Origin of the sequence: Pseudocitrobacter cyperus, assembly GCF_039889165.1 — a bacterium.
In the GTDB taxonomy this organism is placed as follows: Bacteria; Pseudomonadota; Gammaproteobacteria; order Enterobacterales; family Enterobacteriaceae; genus Pseudocitrobacter; species Pseudocitrobacter cyperus.
On sequence record NZ_JAYMYY010000004.1, the window covers coordinates 239503 to 255534 of the forward strand.

The 16032-nt window shown below is 54.8% G+C and carries 14 protein-coding genes and 1 riboswitch; of the genes, 10 read left to right on the top strand and 4 right to left on the bottom strand.

Annotation, left to right across the window (positions count from 1 at the left end):
- Nucleotides 1-13: 13 nt before the first annotated feature.
- Nucleotides 14-745 carry a MerR family transcriptional regulator gene (locus VSR74_RS14975; RefSeq protein ID WP_347795448.1) on the bottom strand — a complete coding sequence of 244 codons (732 nt, stop codon included), beginning with the start codon at nucleotides 743-745 and terminating at the stop codon, nucleotides 14-16.
- A 210-nt stretch (nucleotides 746-955) separates the two neighbouring features.
- Here VSR74_RS14975 and VSR74_RS14980 point away from each other — a divergent pair, with 210 nt between their 5' ends.
- The 3 genes from VSR74_RS14980 to VSR74_RS14990 are packed head-to-tail and all read left to right on the top strand — an operon-like array spanning nucleotide 956 to nucleotide 3873.
- Complete coding sequence (locus VSR74_RS14980; RefSeq protein ID WP_347795449.1) at nucleotides 956-2641, top strand: sensor histidine kinase; 1686 nt, start codon at nucleotides 956-958, stop codon at nucleotides 2639-2641.
- On the top strand, nucleotides 2638-3357 hold the full coding sequence (gene btsR / locus VSR74_RS14985; protein ID WP_347795450.1) for a two-component system response regulator BtsR: 720 nt from the start codon (nucleotides 2638-2640) through the stop codon (nucleotides 3355-3357). Before VSR74_RS14980 ends, btsR begins: the two co-directional genes overlap by 4 nt.
- Nucleotides 3358-3402: 45 nt before the next feature.
- Nucleotides 3403-3873, top strand: a complete 471-nt coding sequence (locus tag VSR74_RS14990; RefSeq protein WP_347795451.1) for a YehS family protein — start codon at nucleotides 3403-3405, stop codon at nucleotides 3871-3873.
- A 118-nt stretch (nucleotides 3874-3991) separates the two neighbouring features.
- Here VSR74_RS14990 and metG read toward each other — a convergent pair whose 3' ends face one another.
- Entirely contained in the window at nucleotides 3992-6025 is a 2034-nt protein-coding gene (metG, locus tag VSR74_RS14995; RefSeq protein ID WP_347795452.1) for a methionine--tRNA ligase, read from the bottom strand.
- 135 nt (nucleotides 6026-6160) lie between these two features.
- Between metG and apbC the strand changes: the two genes are divergently transcribed.
- Entirely contained in the window at nucleotides 6161-7270 is a 1110-nt protein-coding gene (apbC, locus tag VSR74_RS15000; RefSeq protein WP_347795453.1) for an iron-sulfur cluster carrier protein ApbC, read from the top strand.
- A gap of 42 nt (nucleotides 7271-7312) precedes the next feature.
- Here the strand turns inward: apbC and VSR74_RS15005 are convergent, their stop codons facing one another.
- Entirely contained in the window at nucleotides 7313-7627 is a 315-nt protein-coding gene (locus tag VSR74_RS15005) for an RcnB family protein (protein ID WP_411914259.1), read from the bottom strand.
- A 127-nt stretch (nucleotides 7628-7754) separates the two neighbouring features.
- Nucleotides 7755-8762 (bottom strand): zinc-binding alcohol dehydrogenase family protein, encoded by a 1008-nt coding sequence (locus VSR74_RS15010; protein ID WP_347795454.1) that lies wholly within the window; start codon nucleotides 8760-8762, stop codon nucleotides 7755-7757.
- A gap of 104 nt (nucleotides 8763-8866) precedes the next feature.
- Between VSR74_RS15010 and VSR74_RS15015 the strand changes: the two genes are divergently transcribed.
- From VSR74_RS15015 to thiD, 6 genes are all read left to right on the top strand, one after another.
- Nucleotides 8867-9775, top strand: coding sequence for a LysR family transcriptional regulator (locus VSR74_RS15015; protein ID WP_347795455.1), 909 nt, complete (start codon nucleotides 8867-8869; stop codon nucleotides 9773-9775).
- Between the two features lie 328 nt (nucleotides 9776-10103).
- Nucleotides 10104-11165 carry an alpha/beta fold hydrolase gene (locus VSR74_RS15020; RefSeq protein ID WP_347795456.1) on the top strand — a complete coding sequence of 354 codons (1062 nt, stop codon included), beginning with the start codon at nucleotides 10104-10106 and terminating at the stop codon, nucleotides 11163-11165.
- A gap of 8 nt (nucleotides 11166-11173) precedes the next feature.
- Nucleotides 11174-12331, top strand: a complete 1158-nt coding sequence (locus VSR74_RS15025) for a hypothetical protein (protein ID WP_347795457.1) — start codon at nucleotides 11174-11176, stop codon at nucleotides 12329-12331.
- Nucleotides 12328-14205: a pYEATS domain-containing protein gene (locus tag VSR74_RS15030; protein ID WP_347795458.1), complete on the top strand. Its 1878-nt coding sequence runs from the start codon at nucleotides 12328-12330 to the stop codon at nucleotides 14203-14205. Before VSR74_RS15025 ends, VSR74_RS15030 begins: the two co-directional genes overlap by 4 nt.
- A gap of 65 nt (nucleotides 14206-14270) precedes the next feature.
- A riboswitch (TPP riboswitch) is annotated at nucleotides 14271-14367 on the top strand.
- Between the two features lie 34 nt (nucleotides 14368-14401).
- Complete coding sequence (gene thiM / locus VSR74_RS15035) at nucleotides 14402-15187, top strand: hydroxyethylthiazole kinase (RefSeq protein ID WP_347795459.1); 786 nt, start codon at nucleotides 14402-14404, stop codon at nucleotides 15185-15187.
- On the top strand, nucleotides 15184-15984 hold the full coding sequence (gene thiD / locus VSR74_RS15040; protein ID WP_347795460.1) for a bifunctional hydroxymethylpyrimidine kinase/phosphomethylpyrimidine kinase: 801 nt from the start codon (nucleotides 15184-15186) through the stop codon (nucleotides 15982-15984). The genes thiM and thiD overlap by 4 nt, the downstream gene beginning before the upstream one ends.
- The last annotated feature ends 48 nt before the right edge of the window (nucleotides 15985-16032 follow it).

Genomic DNA, 16032 nt, shown 5'->3' on the forward strand with positions numbered 1-16032 from the left:
TGTTAATGAACCATTAATTTGAACACAAACGGATCGCGTAGCCCTGCTCCTGCCAACGCTGGATTTGCAACCGTTGCTGTGGGGCTGAAATTGCGCCGCACCATACCAGCAGCGTTTGCCCGGGAAACAGCGAGGGTTGCAGTTGTACAAGGGAGTGCGCCAGCACATCGACTCGCCAGCCCTGTTCGCAGGCGACCCAGCCTTCGAGCCACAATGGCGTGATATCGTTAACGTTCCAGCCCACCACCAGCGCATCATGTCCTGCTCTCTTTCGCGAGGCGGCGAGGGTCAGCGCGATGGTGTTAATCAGTACGCCATCAAGCATGCCAAGCATGGCGCAAAACGTTGGCTGCGAGCTGTCCAGGCGCTGGCGAAGCGGTGTAATAAGCTGATTGACCAGCGTGCGGGCAGGGTAGTGACGGGTACTCTCTTTAAGCCATTGACGCAGGCGTTCGATACGCCCGCTTTGCAGATAGCGCAACACCTCATCCTGACGCTCCCTCCAGTCCTGCTGCTGCTCTTTGTTACCTTCAATCAACAGCTTTTGCACCTTGCTGACCTGCACGCCCGTATCCACCCAGCGTTTAATCTCACGGATGCGATCGATATCGGCGTCGTTGAACAGGCGGTGCCCGCCATTGGTACGCTGTGGTTTCAACAGCCCGTATCGGCGCTGCCAGGCGCGCAGCGTGACCGGATTAATGTCGCAGAGCTGTGCCACTTCGCCAATCGTATACCACGCCATGGGGTCTCCCTGGATGAATATATGCACTATAACTTTAGGCCGGGTTTAGAACCCTGGCACCGAACGAGAGATATTTACGCGAGGCTTAACCCGGGGAGTTTTAAAAGTGTGATACTGGCCGCTATTTCATCTTTTTTTGCATAGCTTCAAAGAAAGTTATGGCCAGTCGGTGTATGTTACGCAGCTTCATTGGTCTTGTGGTTTGCGGGTATGTACGAATTTAATCTGGTGTTGCTGCTGCTTCAGCAGATGTGTGTGTTTCTGGTCATCGCGTGGTTGATGAGTAAGACGCGCCTGTTCATCCCGTTAATGCAGGTGACTGTACGCCTGCCGCACAAGCTTTTGTGCTACGTCACGTTCTCTATTTTTTGTATCCTCGGCACCTACTTTGGCCTGCACATTGAAGACTCCATTGCGAATACGCGCGCCATCGGCGCGGTAATGGGCGGACTGCTTGGCGGGCCTGTTGTCGGTGGGCTGGTTGGGTTAACCGGCGGCCTGCATCGCTATTCGATGGGCGGCATGACGGCGTTAAGTTGCATGATCTCAACTATCGTCGAGGGGTTGTTGGGCGGGCTGGTTCACAGTCTGCTGGTGAAATGGGGCCGCCCGGATAAAGTCTTTAGCCCATGGACTGCTGGCGCCATCACCTTTATTGCTGAACTGGTGCAGATGCTGATTATTCTGCTGATCGCCCGCCCGTTCGAAGATGCCCTGAATCTGGTACAGAGTATCGCTGCGCCGATGATGGTGACGAATACCGTTGGCGCGGCGCTCTTTATGCGCATTTTGCTTGATAAGCGGGCGATGTTTGAGAAGTACACTTCCGCGTTTTCCGCGACGGCGCTGAAAGTAGCAGCCTCGACCGAGGGGATACTCCGGCAGGGCTTTAATGAAGAGAACAGTATGAAAGTCGCGCAGGTGTTGATTCAGGAACTGGACATCGGCGCCGTGGCGATAACCGATCGTGAGCGCCTGCTGGCGTTTACCGGCATCGGTGAGGATCATCACCTGCCGGGCAAACCGATCTCTTCCCGCTATACCCTGAAGGCGATTGAGACCGGCGAAGTGGTCTATGCCGATGGTAATGAAGTGCCGTATCGTTGCTCAATTCATCCGCAATGCAAACTTGGTTCGACGCTGGTTATTCCTCTGCGGGGAGAAAACCAGCGGGTGATTGGCACCATTAAGCTTTATGAAGCGAAGAATCGCCTCTTTAGCTCAATCAACCGCACTCTGGGCGAGGGGATAGCGCAGCTTCTTTCGGCGCAGATCCTGGCCGGGCAGTATGAGCGACAAAAAGCGCTGCTGACCCAGTCGGAAATCAAACTGCTGCATGCCCAGGTCAACCCCCATTTTCTGTTTAATGCTCTGAATACGCTAAAAGCAGTGATTCGCCGCGACAGCGAGCAGGCGAGCCAACTGGTGCAGTATCTTTCCACCTTTTTCCGTAAAAACCTGAAACGGCCCTCGGAGATTGTCACCCTTGCCGATGAAATTGAGCATGTGAACGCTTATTTGCAAATTGAGAAGGCGCGCTTTCAGGCCAATTTACAGGTTCAACTGTTTGTCCCGGATGAGTTGTCGCATCTGCGGCTACCGGCTTTTACCCTGCAACCGATCGTAGAGAATGCGATTAAGCACGGCACCTCACAGCTTCTGGGGGTGGGGGAAATCCGTATTAACGCCAGCCGTCATGGGCAACATCTGCTGCTGGCCATTGAAGACAACGCCGGGCTCTTTCAACCCGATGCACAGGCCAGCGGGCTCGGGATGAGTCTGGTGGATAAGCGGTTACGCGCGCGTTTTGGCGACGACTGCGGCATCAGCGTGGCCTGTGAACCTGAGATATTTACCCGTATCACCCTAAGGCTGCCTCTGGAGGAGAACGCATGATTAAAGTGCTGATTGTCGATGATGAACCGTTAGCGCGGGAAAATTTGCGGGTACTGTTGCAGGCGCAGCCGGATGTCGAGATTGTCGGTGAGTGCGGCAATGCGGTTGAAGCCATTGGCGCGGTGCACAAGCTGCATCCGGACGTGCTTTTCCTCGATATACAAATGCCGCGCATCAGCGGGCTGGAGATGGTCGGCATGCTTGATCCAGCGCATCGTCCTTATATCGTTTTTCTCACGGCCTTTGATGAGTACGCGGTGAAAGCTTTTGAAGAGCATGCGTTTGATTATCTCCTCAAGCCGATTGAAGAGATTCGGCTGGAGAAAACGCTGACACGTTTACGCCAGGATCGCACCGTTCAGAACATCTCCGCGCTGACCGAAAACCAGGCAGCGCTGAAGTTTATTCCCTGTTCCGGCCACAGCCGCATCTGGCTATTGCAGATGGATGAAGTCGCGTTTGTCAGCAGCAGAATGAGCGGGGTTTATGTGACTAGCCACGAAGGAAAAGAGGGCTTTACCGAACTCACCTTACGCACGCTGGAGCAGCGCACGCCGCTATTGCGCTGCCATCGCCAGTATCTGGTGAACATGGCGCATCTTCAGGAAATTCGCCTGGAAGACAATGGTCAGGCTGAATTACTGCTGCGTAACGGGCAGACCGTACCGGTCAGCCGCCGCTACTTAAAGAGCCTGAAAGAGGCGTTAGGGCTGTAAATCGTGCTAAACTAGCCGACCGCAATTTTCATCACCGAAGGCATTATGGTCAGTAACGATATTTTACGTAGCGTGCGCTACATCCTGAAAATGAACAATCAAGATCTGCTGCGTATTTTTGCGCTGGGCGACACCGTGGTCACCGCAGAGCAGTTGGCTCCCTGGTTGCGCAAAGAAGATGAAGAGGGGTTTGTACGCTGCCCGGATATTATGCTGTCCTGCTTCCTGAACGGGCTGATTTACGAAAAACGCGGCCGTGATGAATCCGCGCCCGCGCTGGCGGTTGAGCGTCGCGTGAATAACAACATTATGCTCAAGAAGTTGCGTATCGCGTTTTCCCTGAAAACGGACGATATCCTCGCCATTCTGACCGAGCAGAAATTCCGCGTTTCAATGCCGGAAATTACCGCCATGATGCGCGCGCCTGACCATAAAAATTTCCGCGAATGCGGCGACCAGTTCCTGCGCTATTTCCTGCGCGGCCTGGCAGTGCGTGAGCATGCGGCGAAGGGCTGATTACGCGTTCGCAAACCTGAACGTTTGTTCCGGGCGCTTCTCTCGCCCGCCACACCGGGTTCGGGATATTCCCGCCCCATAAAAAAAGCGCTGCCGGAGCAGCGCTTTTATGTGAAGCTTATTTCACCTGTTGACCTGGCTTCGCACCGTCGTCCGGGCTTAACAGGAAGATATCTTTCCCGCCAGGGCCTGCGGCCATCACCATCCCTTCAGAGATACCAAAGCGCATTTTACGCGGTGCCAGGTTCGCTACCATCACCGTCAGGCGGCCAATCAGCGCCTCGGGTTCAGGATAGGCGGAACGAATGCCGGAGAAGACATTGCGTTTCTCGCCGCCGAGATCCAGCGTCAGGCGCAGCAATTTATCGGAACCGTCAACAAACTCTGCGTTTTCAATCAACGCCACGCGCATATCGACTTTAGCGAAATCGTCAAAAGTGATGGTTTCCTGAATTGGATCCTCTGCCAGCGGGCCGCTAACCGGTGCGGCAGCCGCTTTCACTTCCTCTTTCGACGCTTCAACCAGCGCTTCAACCTGTTTAGTCTCAATGCGGTTGTAGAGCGCTTTGAACGGATTCACTTTATGCGACAGCAGCGGTTGGGCAATGGCATCCCACTCAAGCGTGGTATTAAGGAACGCTTCAGTACGCTCACTCAGGGATGGCAGTACCGGTTTCAGGTATGTCATCAGCACACGGAACAGGTTGATGCCCATTGAGCAAATCGCCTGCAGGTCGGCATCGCGACCTTCCTGTTTCGCCACAACCCACGGTGCCTGTTCGTCAACATAGCGGTTGGCGAGATCCGCCAGCGCCATAATTTCACGAATGGCTTTACCAAATTCACGGCTCTCCCACGCTTCGCCAATCACGGCAGCGGCGTCGGTGAAGGTTTTGTACAGTGCCGGGTCAGCCAGTTCTGCCGCCAGTACGCCATCAAAACGTTTGTTGATAAAGCCCGCGTTACGCGATGCCAGGTTGACCACTTTGTTCACGATGTCGGCATTGACGCGCTGAATAAAATCTTCCAGGTTAAGGTCGATATCATCAATACGCGAAGAGAGCTTGGCGGCGTAGTAGTAGCGCAGGCTGTCAGCGTCAAAGTGATTCAGCCAGGTGCTGGCCTTAATGAAGGTGCCGCGCGATTTGGACATCTTGGCACCATTCACCGTCACATAACCATGAACGAACAGGTTGGTCGGTTTACGGAAGTTACTGCCTTCCAGCATGGCCGGCCAGAACAGACTGTGGAAGTAGACAATATCTTTACCGATGAAGTGATACAGCTCGGCATCGGAATCTTTCTTCCAGTAGTCATCAAAGCTGGTGGTGTCGCCGCGTTTGTCGCACAGGTTTTTGAAAGAACCCATATAGCCGATTGGCGCGTCCAGCCAGACATAGAAGTATTTGCCCGGCGCATTCGGGATTTCGAAGCCGAAGTACGGCGCATCGCGGGAGATATCCCACTGTTGCAGGCCGGACTCGAACCACTCCTGCATTTTGTTCGCCACTTGCTCCTGCAGCGCGCCGCTGCGGGTCCACGCCTGCAGCATCTCGCTAAAGGACGGCAGATCAAAGAAGAAGTGTTCGGATTCACGCATCACCGGCGTGGCGCCCGATACTACGGACTTCGGCTCGATAAGCTCAGTTGGGCTATAGGTCGCGCCGCACACTTCACAGTTATCGCCGTACTGATCCGGTGATTTACATTTCGGGCAGGTGCCTTTTACGAAGCGGTCTGGCAGGAACATGCCTTTTTCCGGATCGTAAAGCTGAGAGATGATGCGGTTTTTGATAAAACCATTCTCTTTCAGACGGCCATAAATAAGCTCTGACAGCTCACGGTTCTCGTCGCTGTGCGTCGAGTGGTAGTTGTCATAGCTAATGTTGAAGCCAGCAAAATCGGTCTGATGTTCCTGACTCATTTCGGCAATCATCTGCTCCGGGGTAATCCCAAGCTGCTGAGCTTTCAGCATGATCGGCGTGCCGTGAGCATCGTCCGCGCAGATGAAGTTAACCTGGTGGCCGCGCATTCGCTGGTAACGAACCCAGACATCAGCCTGGATGTGCTCCAGCATGTGACCGAGGTGGATTGAGCCGTTAGCATACGGCAAAGCGCACGTTACCAGAATTTTCTTCGCGACTTGAGTCATAGTGAACATTACTTCTTATAGTGTGAAAAGGGCTTCTGATATTACCAAAAGGGGCAATATTAAGTAAGCACAAACCATGGCCTTTCAGGTAAACTTGATCAACAAAGTTTTATTCACAAGAACAAAGGAGTCGGGATGAGTTCTCAATCCCAGGCCACATCCCCCGAGCGCCTGCGCGCGATGGTTGCCGGGACGCTGGCTAATTTTCAGCACCCCACGTTGAAGCATAATCTCACCACGCTGAAGGCGCTGCATCACGTCACGCTGCTGGATGGCACCGTGCACATTGAGCTGCAGATGCCGTTTGTCTGGAGCAGCGCGTTTGAAGAGCTAAAAGAGCAATGCAGTGCCGATCTTCTGCGCATTACCGGTGCGAATGCCATTGACTGGAAGCTAACCCATAACATCGCGACGCTGAAACGCGTTAAAAATCAGCCCGGTATCAATGGTGTGAAAAACATCATTGCCGTGAGTTCCGGGAAGGGCGGGGTAGGGAAATCCTCTACCGCGGTCAATCTGGCGCTGGCGCTGGCGGCGGAAGGGGCGAAAGTCGGTATTCTTGATGCTGATATTTATGGCCCTTCCATTCCAACCATGCTTGGGGCGGAAAACCAGCGTCCAACCTCGCCGGACGGCACTCATATGGCGCCGATTATGGCTTATGGGCTGGCGACGAACTCAATCGGATACCTGGTTACTGATGAAAACGCGATGGTGTGGCGCGGCCCGATGGCCAGCAAGGCGCTGATGCAGATGCTTCAGGAAACATTGTGGCCCGATCTCGATTACCTGGTGCTGGATATGCCGCCGGGCACCGGCGACATTCAGTTGACGCTGGCGCAAAATATTCCGGTTACTGGTGCGGTTGTCGTGACGACGCCGCAGGACATCGCGCTTATCGATGCCAAAAAAGGTATCGTGATGTTTGAGAAAGTTGAAGTGCCGGTGCTGGGTGTCGTGGAAAACATGAGCATGCATATTTGCAGCCAGTGTGGTCATCACGAGCCCATCTTCGGTACCGGTGGTGCGGAGAAACTGGCAGAGAAATACCATACACAGTTGCTTGGTCAGATGCCGCTGCACATCAGCCTGCGTGAAGATCTCGACAAAGGCACGCCGACGGTGGTGAACCGCCCGGACAGTGAATTTACGCAGATTTATCGCCAACTGGCTGATTTGACAGCCGCTCAGCTCTACTGGCAGGGTGAAGTTATTCCCGGCGAAATCGCCTTCCGCGCGGTTTAACTCTACTGGCGCATAACCTTTGCGGGTTATGCGCCCATTTCATTACCGGTGATAGAAGATTTCACCGTCATACACTTTACTGATTTTCCCGTCCGTGTCGGAAATCAGCACGTAGTTCCCACCCATGTAAGTCCAGTGCGTCCCGGCTGCGGGGGCGGGCAGGTTACGCTGCTGCCACTGCTTGATGTTGTACTGATCGGTACGGTACATCTCCGGCACAGCGTCCCCGATGTTAAAGTGGGTGAAATCGGCGACAAACTCTTTCAGTTCATACTTCTGAATACCGCTACCCGGCGCGGCGAAGGCGGTTCCGGCGGCCATCAGGCCAGCCAGAAGCCATAATCTACATTTACCCATTCTATCTCCAACGATAACCAGAATGCTCAGGGGAGAGTCTGCCTTTTTCTCTTAAAATTAACAGGCAGATCGAGCCTCTTTTGTATCACAGAATCGGTTTTTTAGTAAAAATTGTAACAGCGCCGCCTCAGAACCCTTCCAGCACCAGTTTACCCATCGTCCTGCCCGTCTCTAACTGGCGATGCGCCTGCCGAATATTTTCGGCGCTGATCGTGCCCAGTTTTTCACCCAGCGTGGTTTTAATCACACCGTCGTCAATCAGTGTCGCCACGCGGGTCAGCAACTGGTGCTGGGCTATCATGTCCGGCGTTTCAAACATCGAGCGGGTATACATGAACTCCCAGTGCAGCGAGATACTTTTGGTTTTTAAGGGGCGCGCATCCAGCGTTTCAGGATCGTCGATTAACGCAAGCTTACCTTGTGGGGCGAGGGCTTCAATCAACTGCAAATAGTGCTTATCCGTATGCGTCAGACTGGCGACGTGCGTCACCGCCGGAATGCCAATGCGAACCAGTTCTTCGGCAATAGGTTTACTGTGATCGATAACGTAATGCGCCCCCGCGTCCGCCACCCATTTCTGCGTTTCCGGGCGTGACGCCGTACCGATAACGGTCATTTTGGTGAGCTTACGCGCGAGCTGGGTGAGAATGGAGCCCACACCACCCGCGGCACCGACGATCAGCAGCACATCGCCTTCATTGCCGTGTTCCTGAACACCGAGGCGGTCGAACAGTAACTCCCAGGCGGTAATGGAGGTCAGCGGCAGGGCGGCGGCGGATACGTTATCCAGCGACCGTGGCTTGCGGGCGACAATACGCTCATCGACCAACTGGAACTCACTGTTGCTGCCCGGTCGCGTCAACGCACCGGCGTACCAGACTTCATCACCCGCGTTAAACAGGGTGACGCTTTCGCCGACCGCTTTCACCACACCCACTGCGTCCCAGCCGAGAACGCGCGGTGTATCACCGCTAAAACCGGCGCGTACTTTGGTGTCGACCGGGTTAACGGAGATAGCTTTCACTTCGACCAGCAAATCGTGACCTTTAGCCGTAGGGACGGGCAGCGTAATTTCTTCTAATGCATCAATGTTGCTCTGCGCGCCGGCAGCCTGAGTAATCGCAATTGCTTTCATATCAACCTCTGTGATGTTGGATAAATTATAAGAATGATATTATCTGGTGATATTTGCTGAAAAAATGTGTTCACGGTGACAGGACTTATCGTTGAGGAGTGAAAATGTTCAGGCTGGAAGATTTAACCCTATTTGTGCGTGCGGCGGCGTTAAGCAGTTTCAGCGAAGCGGCACGCGAGGCCGGGTTGCCTCCGGCACAGGTGAGTTCCGCCATTAAACGCCTGGAAACGGCGCTCAATATTCGTCTGTTTGCCCGCTCCACGCGTAGCCTGCGCTTAACGCCGGAAGGCGAAACCTGGCTGCCTTACGCAACGCAGATGCTGGAAACGATGCAGGCCGGTCTGCAGCAGATTCAGACGCCGGATGATGAAATTCGCGGCACGCTGCAAATTGCGGTGCCCTCTGATTTAGGACGCAATCTGCTGCTTGGTATTTTCCGTCAGTTCCGCGAACGCCACCCGGCGCTGAAGCTGCGCATACTTTTCTCCGATCAGGTCACTGATGTGTTTAAAGATCCGGTCGACGTGGCGTTTCGCTACGGCACCAATGATGATGCCTCTTATGTTGCTCTGCCCGTTGCGCCCGATAACCGCCGGGTACTGGTGGCTTCACCCGCGTGGATAGCACAGCACGGCGAGCCTGAAACGCCCGCCGAACTGGAAAAGTGCGATGCGCTGACTTATGTGCTGCGCGGCCGGTTATTTGACCGCTGGACGCTCACGGCGAGGGGGGAAACGCACGAAATTCAGGTCAACGGCACAATCATCAGTGATGACGCAGAGGTGATCCGCCGTCTGGCAATTGCCGGGGAAGGCGTGGCCAATAAATCCTGGCTCGACGTCAGCGAAGATGTGTTTGAAGGGCGGCTGAAACTGCTGCTACCGGGCTATGAGGGTGACTGTGTCCCGCTGAATATGATCTGCCCGCATCGCAAGCAGCTTTCGCCTGCGGTGCGGTTACTGTATGCCGCGGTAAAAGAGCGCTGCGAAGCGCTGATGCTGCGCCGGGGCTAGCTCCCGGCCATCACGCCGTCCTGGGGATTGAATAACCGTTAAGTTGGGTCGCATGCTTGCAATGAAAAATGGTTTGTGTAGCGCGTTATTAACAGGGGCATCTACTAATACTTTAGACTTAAATATTAATATATTTTCTGTGCGCTGATTTTTTAATTAAATGATTTTGAAGCTGTTGTTGTTTTTATTTATAGCGTCGCAGTGAATACCCCACATCAGTTTTTTTTGTATCATCTACACTCAAAAAAAACGGGTGGGAGGATGTATGGCGCAATTAGTGTTCGTGCATGGCGTCGCAACGCGTGATACTCAGGAGTATCGCACTGCGGTGCGTAACCGGGATAAACTTTTCCAGACTCTGCTTTTTGACAATGACCCTCTCAGAATCCATTCTCCGATGTGGGGAAAGTATATTCCGGAAATTAATCCTGATGTTTTTATGACAAATAAAGGGAGTGATACCTACGCTCTGAATATAGGTAAATCCATGGTAATGGGCGGGGGGCTCGCTGGAAATGGTAACGCCAAAAATGGCGACTCTGCTATTTCTATTGGTGCGATAGGTATTCAGGATCCCGTGGCGGCACTGGATGCAATTTGCTCCGAAATTGCTGATAAAGCAGAGCAGAATTGCGCCGAGTTCACCCCGGAGGAGATCTCCGTCTTTCGCAGGGCAACGAAACTGATTGCGACAGAAACGGCCAGCAGCGTATTTGCCGGTGATCTCAGCCCTGGTACCCTTGCCAGCCAGTTGAAAAAAGAGAGTCCTGCTAACCCTTTTGGCATTATCAGCAGTATCCAGGAGGCCGTTGAAAATGCAACTGACCGTGTGCGCAATGCAGCCTCAACGCTTGGTTTTGGCGCTGTTCGGGGCAAACTCTCTCCTGCGATCGGGCAATTCTTCGGTGACGTCTTTGTCTATCTCAAAAATGGGTCGCGGCGAAATGACATTCGCAATGAAATAGGCCAGGCATTGATCAGCGCTTATGAGGCGGCAAAAGCGGAAAAGGGCCCCCTCGTGGTTATCGGGCACAGTATGGGCGGGGTCATCCTCGTCGATATGTTGATTGAACCGGCAGCGGCAGGTCTGCCCGCAGATCTCAAGATTGATGCGCTTTTAACGGTCGGTTCACAGCCCGGTTTATTTATGTCACTCGATGTGCTGGCTAAAAACCCACTCATCCGTAAACCCGATTGCGTAAAACACTGGCTTAATGTTTTCGACCCCATTGATCCTTTAGCATTCAAAGCAAAACCCCTGTTCCAGGGCGTGGAGGATCTGGTATTCAATTCCATTACTGGCGTCGCGGAAGCACATTCTAAATATTTTCAACGACCACAATTTTACGCCCGTTCACGCGTGCGCCTTCAGGCATTACAGGTTCTGTGAGGTTTTCAATGACGCTAATACTGGATCGTCCCATTGTCGGCCCAAAGACCCATGCTTTCGTCATCGGCGTTGGGCATTATCCTGCTGCTGCGCAGGGGGTCTATGAAAAGCTTCGAGGCGTTCCTGATATCCCCAGCGCCGCAGACAGTGCCAAACTCATGTGTGACTGGCTCGTCGACAACAAGGACAGGCTGGCAGCACCTCTCGCAACGCTGGAAGTATTAATATCAGACCCGGCTCCGGGGGAAAACAGATACGCCTGGACGCAAGGCCCCGTCGACGCAGCAAATTACAGTAACGTTATGGACAGGGGGGAAAAGTGGATCGAACGACTCTCTGACGAGGGGTGTACTGCGTTTTTTTATTGCTGTGGGCATGGCGCTTCTCACCTCCAGCAGCCGATACTGTTTCTGGACGATCTGAATAAAGCTGCCCGGAATATCTGGACGCACGTCAATGTCAGCCTTCTTGCCTATTCGCTCAGGAAAATGCCCACGGTCGCCAGCGCAGTCATGTTTTCGGACTCCTGTGGCGAATATGTTCCCGAGCTGGAATTAGAAAGGAGAGTACAGGATTGTCGCTTTTTCAACGTTTCCCCTGCGGGGGCGACGCACAATCGTGTCGCACTCCTTTGTGCGGCTGCGGAAAAGGCGCTGGCGTATGAAGGTGCCGAGGCAGCGGACAGCGATCTCAGATTCGGGCGATTCACTCAGGCCGTGCTGAAAGGCCTGAGCGGATCGTCGGCCCGATGGCGGCGTGGCAGGTGGAGCGTCAGTTGTCGCGATCTCCTCGACGACCTGAAATCACTGCGTCGCGTCTTCTTTGGGCACTGGGAAGACCTGCCGTTTGAGCCTTACTACGCCGTTGCTCAAACGGACATGCTTCCTGTCGTTTTTCCCGACGCTACCCAATTCAGGTTGCCGCTTATTGTCATCACGGATCCGCCGGAGCGAATGCAGGATTATGCCTTCATCATCAGCCCGAAGAATGACCCGGCTTCACCGTGGTTACAGACTCGGGCGGCGGGAAATGCCGGTGCGTGGGCGACGACTGTTCCGCCGGGGCTGGAGGCGCTTTATGCCATTGCCGTCAGGGACAATAACCACTACACCTTATTGCTCCAGCCCAAGGAGCCCTTGTTTGATCAATGGGTAACTGTGCCATGAAAACAACGCTGCACTTCGAAGCTCCCGGTGATTTATCGGTTGGAACGGTCAGGATCACCGGGGAGGGGGAAACTATCGCCGACTGGGTCGCCACGCCTGACAATCGTATCTTTCGGCAGGATGATCTGAAATCCGGTATCTATTCGGCTGAGATAAGCCCGGCGGGCGTATCGCCGCAATCTGTTGTGTTTCAGGTAGAAGAAGGGAGAGTCAACAGCGTGGTGCTGCCTTCGTTTACTGCGCTCTCTTCATCTGGCAGTAAGACGAGCTTTTTTGATTCGACCAGTCAGCAGACGGTAGCGGAAGTCCCACCATCGATGAACCAGCAACTTCAGTCTATGTGGAGGATATTTGATGCCGATGAGAGCGAGACAGCCAGTCGCTCCCGGGAAAGTGATTTGGTATCTGAACACTTATCGAATGTTGCTCCTGACATTTCCCGCAAGAAAATACGTCTTTCTATTGGACTATCCGAGGAGAAAAACGGGCGTGAAACCTTTGGTCTCTTCAGCGGCCAATCGCGTATGGCGTTATTTCCCGGGCGGCTGGAAATCGAAATACCTGCCGATCCCTTGCGTAATCCCTGGGCCGGGCAGCGCGTCAGGCTCTCGGCTTCCAGCGAGGGGGTGCGTATTGAGAGATGTCTGCTTCCGCTCTATCAGGGAGGAACGAAAATTGTGCTTGTCGCCCCACCGTTTTCAGCCGCAGATATCGAGCTTAGTATTCTGCCTGTCGACCCACGTCTACGGGCGCTCATCCGCACCCTGGACGCCGGGACTTCGGCTGATGCTACCGCTGTTCGTGATGATATTCCTGGCCTGAGCGATCGCTGGACATTGCTGCGCGATGATGCGGATCCCTGGCGGGCAATGCTGGTCGGTCTGCTGGCGATTCGCTTTCCGGACATATTTCAGAGTATCGATCTTGCCTGGGCAGACGCGCTGGTTGAGCGCGCCAGTTGGGCGTTTGAGGCGCATGTCATTCGTGCCAGCCTGACGCTGAGCACGGCCAGCAACGCGTCGACGGCCTCTCTGGAGAAGACGGTTGAGCAGGCAATTACGTACCTGGCGCAAGCCCAGGTTGCCGGCTCTCCCTATTTTCGCTATACGAATCAGTTGTTTGCTGAGATGGCCTTAGGAATATCCGATTACCTTGCTAAAAGCAGTAGCGGGAAGATATCCCCCGCGGTGAAGCGGTTTTATCGTCTTTATAATCGCTGGCACAGGGAGCTTCCGCTGCAACGGGGCGCGGGCCCTACATTCACATGGCTCGCCCGGGATCAGGCCGCATTAAAAGAACATCACCTGCTGGTTCCCCACAGGAATCCGTCTGGTAGGCTTCGCACCCAGGATACCCTCGTCATATTCGAAGGTAGGGTAAGTGCAGGCCAGATAGAGATCATCGGCAAGGACAACTCACCGGCTCATCCCCCGGAAGATTACGATAAGGTGACTTCCTCATCCTGGTTCTCTGTTGGCCCTGATGACGCTATCGATCTCCCCGCGTTCAGGCGCCCGCCAGGCCCGGATGATGATCCCAACAAGGGGCGTTTTGGCGGGGAAGCGAGGCAGGGCGGTTTTCGGATCGCGGCGGCGTTCTCGGCTTCGAAACGACAAAACTGGGTTAACGTTGCGCTGATCGTTGAGGCAGATAGCGCAGAGCGTGTGGCGCTCGGCGATTTCGCGTGGTTTGTGCTCCATCCTACTTTTTCACCTTCGATAATGAAAGTCGCTTTCCGGGGGCGCAGAGCGCAATTGCGCCTGCAGGTATGGGGCGGCTTCACGGTTGGGGTATGGTTGCCGAAAACCGGGGATGAACTTGAAATCGATCTCGCGAGCATTCCTGATGCGCCAAAAATCGTAAAAGAGCGCTAATGCCCGTGGTGTTGGGCTTTTGCCGTTTACAAGACGATCTGCGGGCATTACTATCGACACTGATTTTAAATGACTCGGGGTGCCCTTCTTTGTGAAGGCTGAGAAAAACCCGTACCACCTGATCTGGATAATGCCAGCGTAGGGAAGTCAGAGACCATCCGGTCATTGCTTCTGAACGTCCTGGCAGGAGCAAACCATGCAAGCAGAGCCGCTTAGTCCCGCGCAAATTGCGCATTCGCTACATCTTTTCCGCCAACACGCCCCCCTGGTTCACTGTATGACTAACGATGTCGTGCAGACCTTTACCGCCAATGTTCTGCTTGCCCTGGGGGCATCGCCCGCGATGGTGATCGATGCGCAGGAAGCCGCGCAGTTCTCTGCGATTGCCGATGCGCTGTTGATAAACGTCGGTACGCTGACTCAGCCGCGCGCGCAGGCAATGCATGCCGCCGCGCTGAGTGCGAACCAGTCAGGCAAACCCTGGGCGCTTGACCCGGTGGCGGTGGGCGCGTTGACGCTGCGCACGGAATTTTGTCAGCAACTTTTAAAGTTAAAACCTGCCGCTATTCGCGCTAACGCCTCAGAAATTATGGCGCTTGCCGGAATCAGCGCGGGCGGGCGCGGCGTGGACACAACCGACACTGCGGCCGCGGCACTGCCTGCCGCACAGGCGCTGGCGCGTCAGATCAACACCATTGTGGCGGTGACGGGCGAAGTGGATTACATCACTGATGGTCAACGTGTTGTCGCCGTTACGGGCGGCGATCCGCTGATGACTCGCGTGGTTGGAACCGGATGCGCGCTATCGGCGGTGGTTGCCGCGAGTTGTGCGCTGCCGGGCGACAGGCTCGATAATGTTGCTGCCGCCTGCGCCTTTATGAAGCGGGCGGGCGCACAGGCCGCCGCAGGGAAGGGGCCTGGCAGTTTTACCCCGGCTTTCCTCGATGCGCTGTATGCACTCAACGGGGAGGCGCTGGCATGAAACGGATTAACGCATTAACGATAGCCGGTACTGACCCAAGCGGCGGTGCGGGGATTCAGGCTGATCTGAAAACGTTCTCGGCGCTGGGCGCATACGGCTGTTCGGTGATCACGGCGCTGGTGGCGCAAAATACGCATGGAGTGCAGTCGGTCTACCGTATTGAACCCGATTTTGTCGCGGCGCAACTGGATTCAGTCTTTAACGATGTGCGCATTGATACCACCAAAATCGGCATGCTGGCGGAAACGGATATTGTGGAAGCCGTGGCGGAGCGTTTGCAGCGCCACCGTGTGGAAAACGTGGTGCTGGATACGGTAATGCTGGCGAAAAGCGGCGATGCGCTGTTATCCCCGGCAGCGGTGGAAACTCTGCGTAAACGCCTGCTGCCCCAGGTCTCGTTAATCACGCCAAACCTGCCGGAAGCCGCGGCGTTGCTGGATGTTCCCCATGCGCGCAACGAACGGGAGATGCTCGAACAGGGACGCGCGCTGCTGACTATGGGGTGTGGTGCCGTGTTGATGAAGGGCGGTCATCTGGATGATGCCGAAAGTCCTGACTGGCTCTTTACCCGCGAGGGTGAACAGCGTTTTACCGCGCCGCGCGTACAGACTAAAAACACCCACGGTACCGGTTGTACGCTCTCTGCCGCGCTGGCGGCGCTACGTCCGCGTCATCGCAGTTGGGGTGACACGGTGCTGGAAGCTAAAACCTGGCTCTCCGCCGCGCTGGCGCAGGCCGATACGCTGGAGGTCGGCAGCGGGATTGGCCCGGTGCACCATTTCCATGCCTGGTGGTAATGTTCACTGCTATTTCCTCTGCCAGAGCGTACTCTTCCGGGCTATACT

Bases quoted from the DNA above. Each gene is read 5' to 3' on its own strand.
- VSR74_RS14975 (WP_347795448.1), bottom strand. From the start codon at position 745: ATGGCGTGGTATACGATTGGCGAAGTGGCACAGCTCTGCGACATTAAT.
- VSR74_RS14980 (WP_347795449.1), top strand. From the start codon at position 956: ATGTACGAATTTAATCTGGTGTTGCTGCTGCTTCAGCAGATGTGTGTG.
- btsR (WP_347795450.1), top strand. From the start codon at position 2,638: ATGATTAAAGTGCTGATTGTCGATGATGAACCGTTAGCGCGGGAAAAT.
- VSR74_RS14990 (WP_347795451.1), top strand. From the start codon at position 3,403: ATGGTCAGTAACGATATTTTACGTAGCGTGCGCTACATCCTGAAAATG.
- metG (WP_347795452.1), bottom strand. From the start codon at position 6,025: ATGACTCAAGTCGCGAAGAAAATTCTGGTAACGTGCGCTTTGCCGTAT.
- apbC (WP_347795453.1), top strand. From the start codon at position 6,161: ATGAGTTCTCAATCCCAGGCCACATCCCCCGAGCGCCTGCGCGCGATG.
- VSR74_RS15005 (WP_411914259.1), bottom strand. From the start codon at position 7,627: ATGGGTAAATGTAGATTATGGCTTCTGGCTGGCCTGATGGCCGCCGGA.
- VSR74_RS15010 (WP_347795454.1), bottom strand. From the start codon at position 8,762: ATGAAAGCAATTGCGATTACTCAGGCTGCCGGCGCGCAGAGCAACATT.
- VSR74_RS15015 (WP_347795455.1), top strand. From the start codon at position 8,867: ATGTTCAGGCTGGAAGATTTAACCCTATTTGTGCGTGCGGCGGCGTTA.
- VSR74_RS15025 (WP_347795457.1), top strand. From the start codon at position 11,174: ATGACGCTAATACTGGATCGTCCCATTGTCGGCCCAAAGACCCATGCT.
- VSR74_RS15030 (WP_347795458.1), top strand. From the start codon at position 12,328: ATGAAAACAACGCTGCACTTCGAAGCTCCCGGTGATTTATCGGTTGGA.
- thiM (WP_347795459.1), top strand. From the start codon at position 14,402: ATGCAAGCAGAGCCGCTTAGTCCCGCGCAAATTGCGCATTCGCTACAT.
- thiD (WP_347795460.1), top strand. From the start codon at position 15,184: ATGAAACGGATTAACGCATTAACGATAGCCGGTACTGACCCAAGCGGC.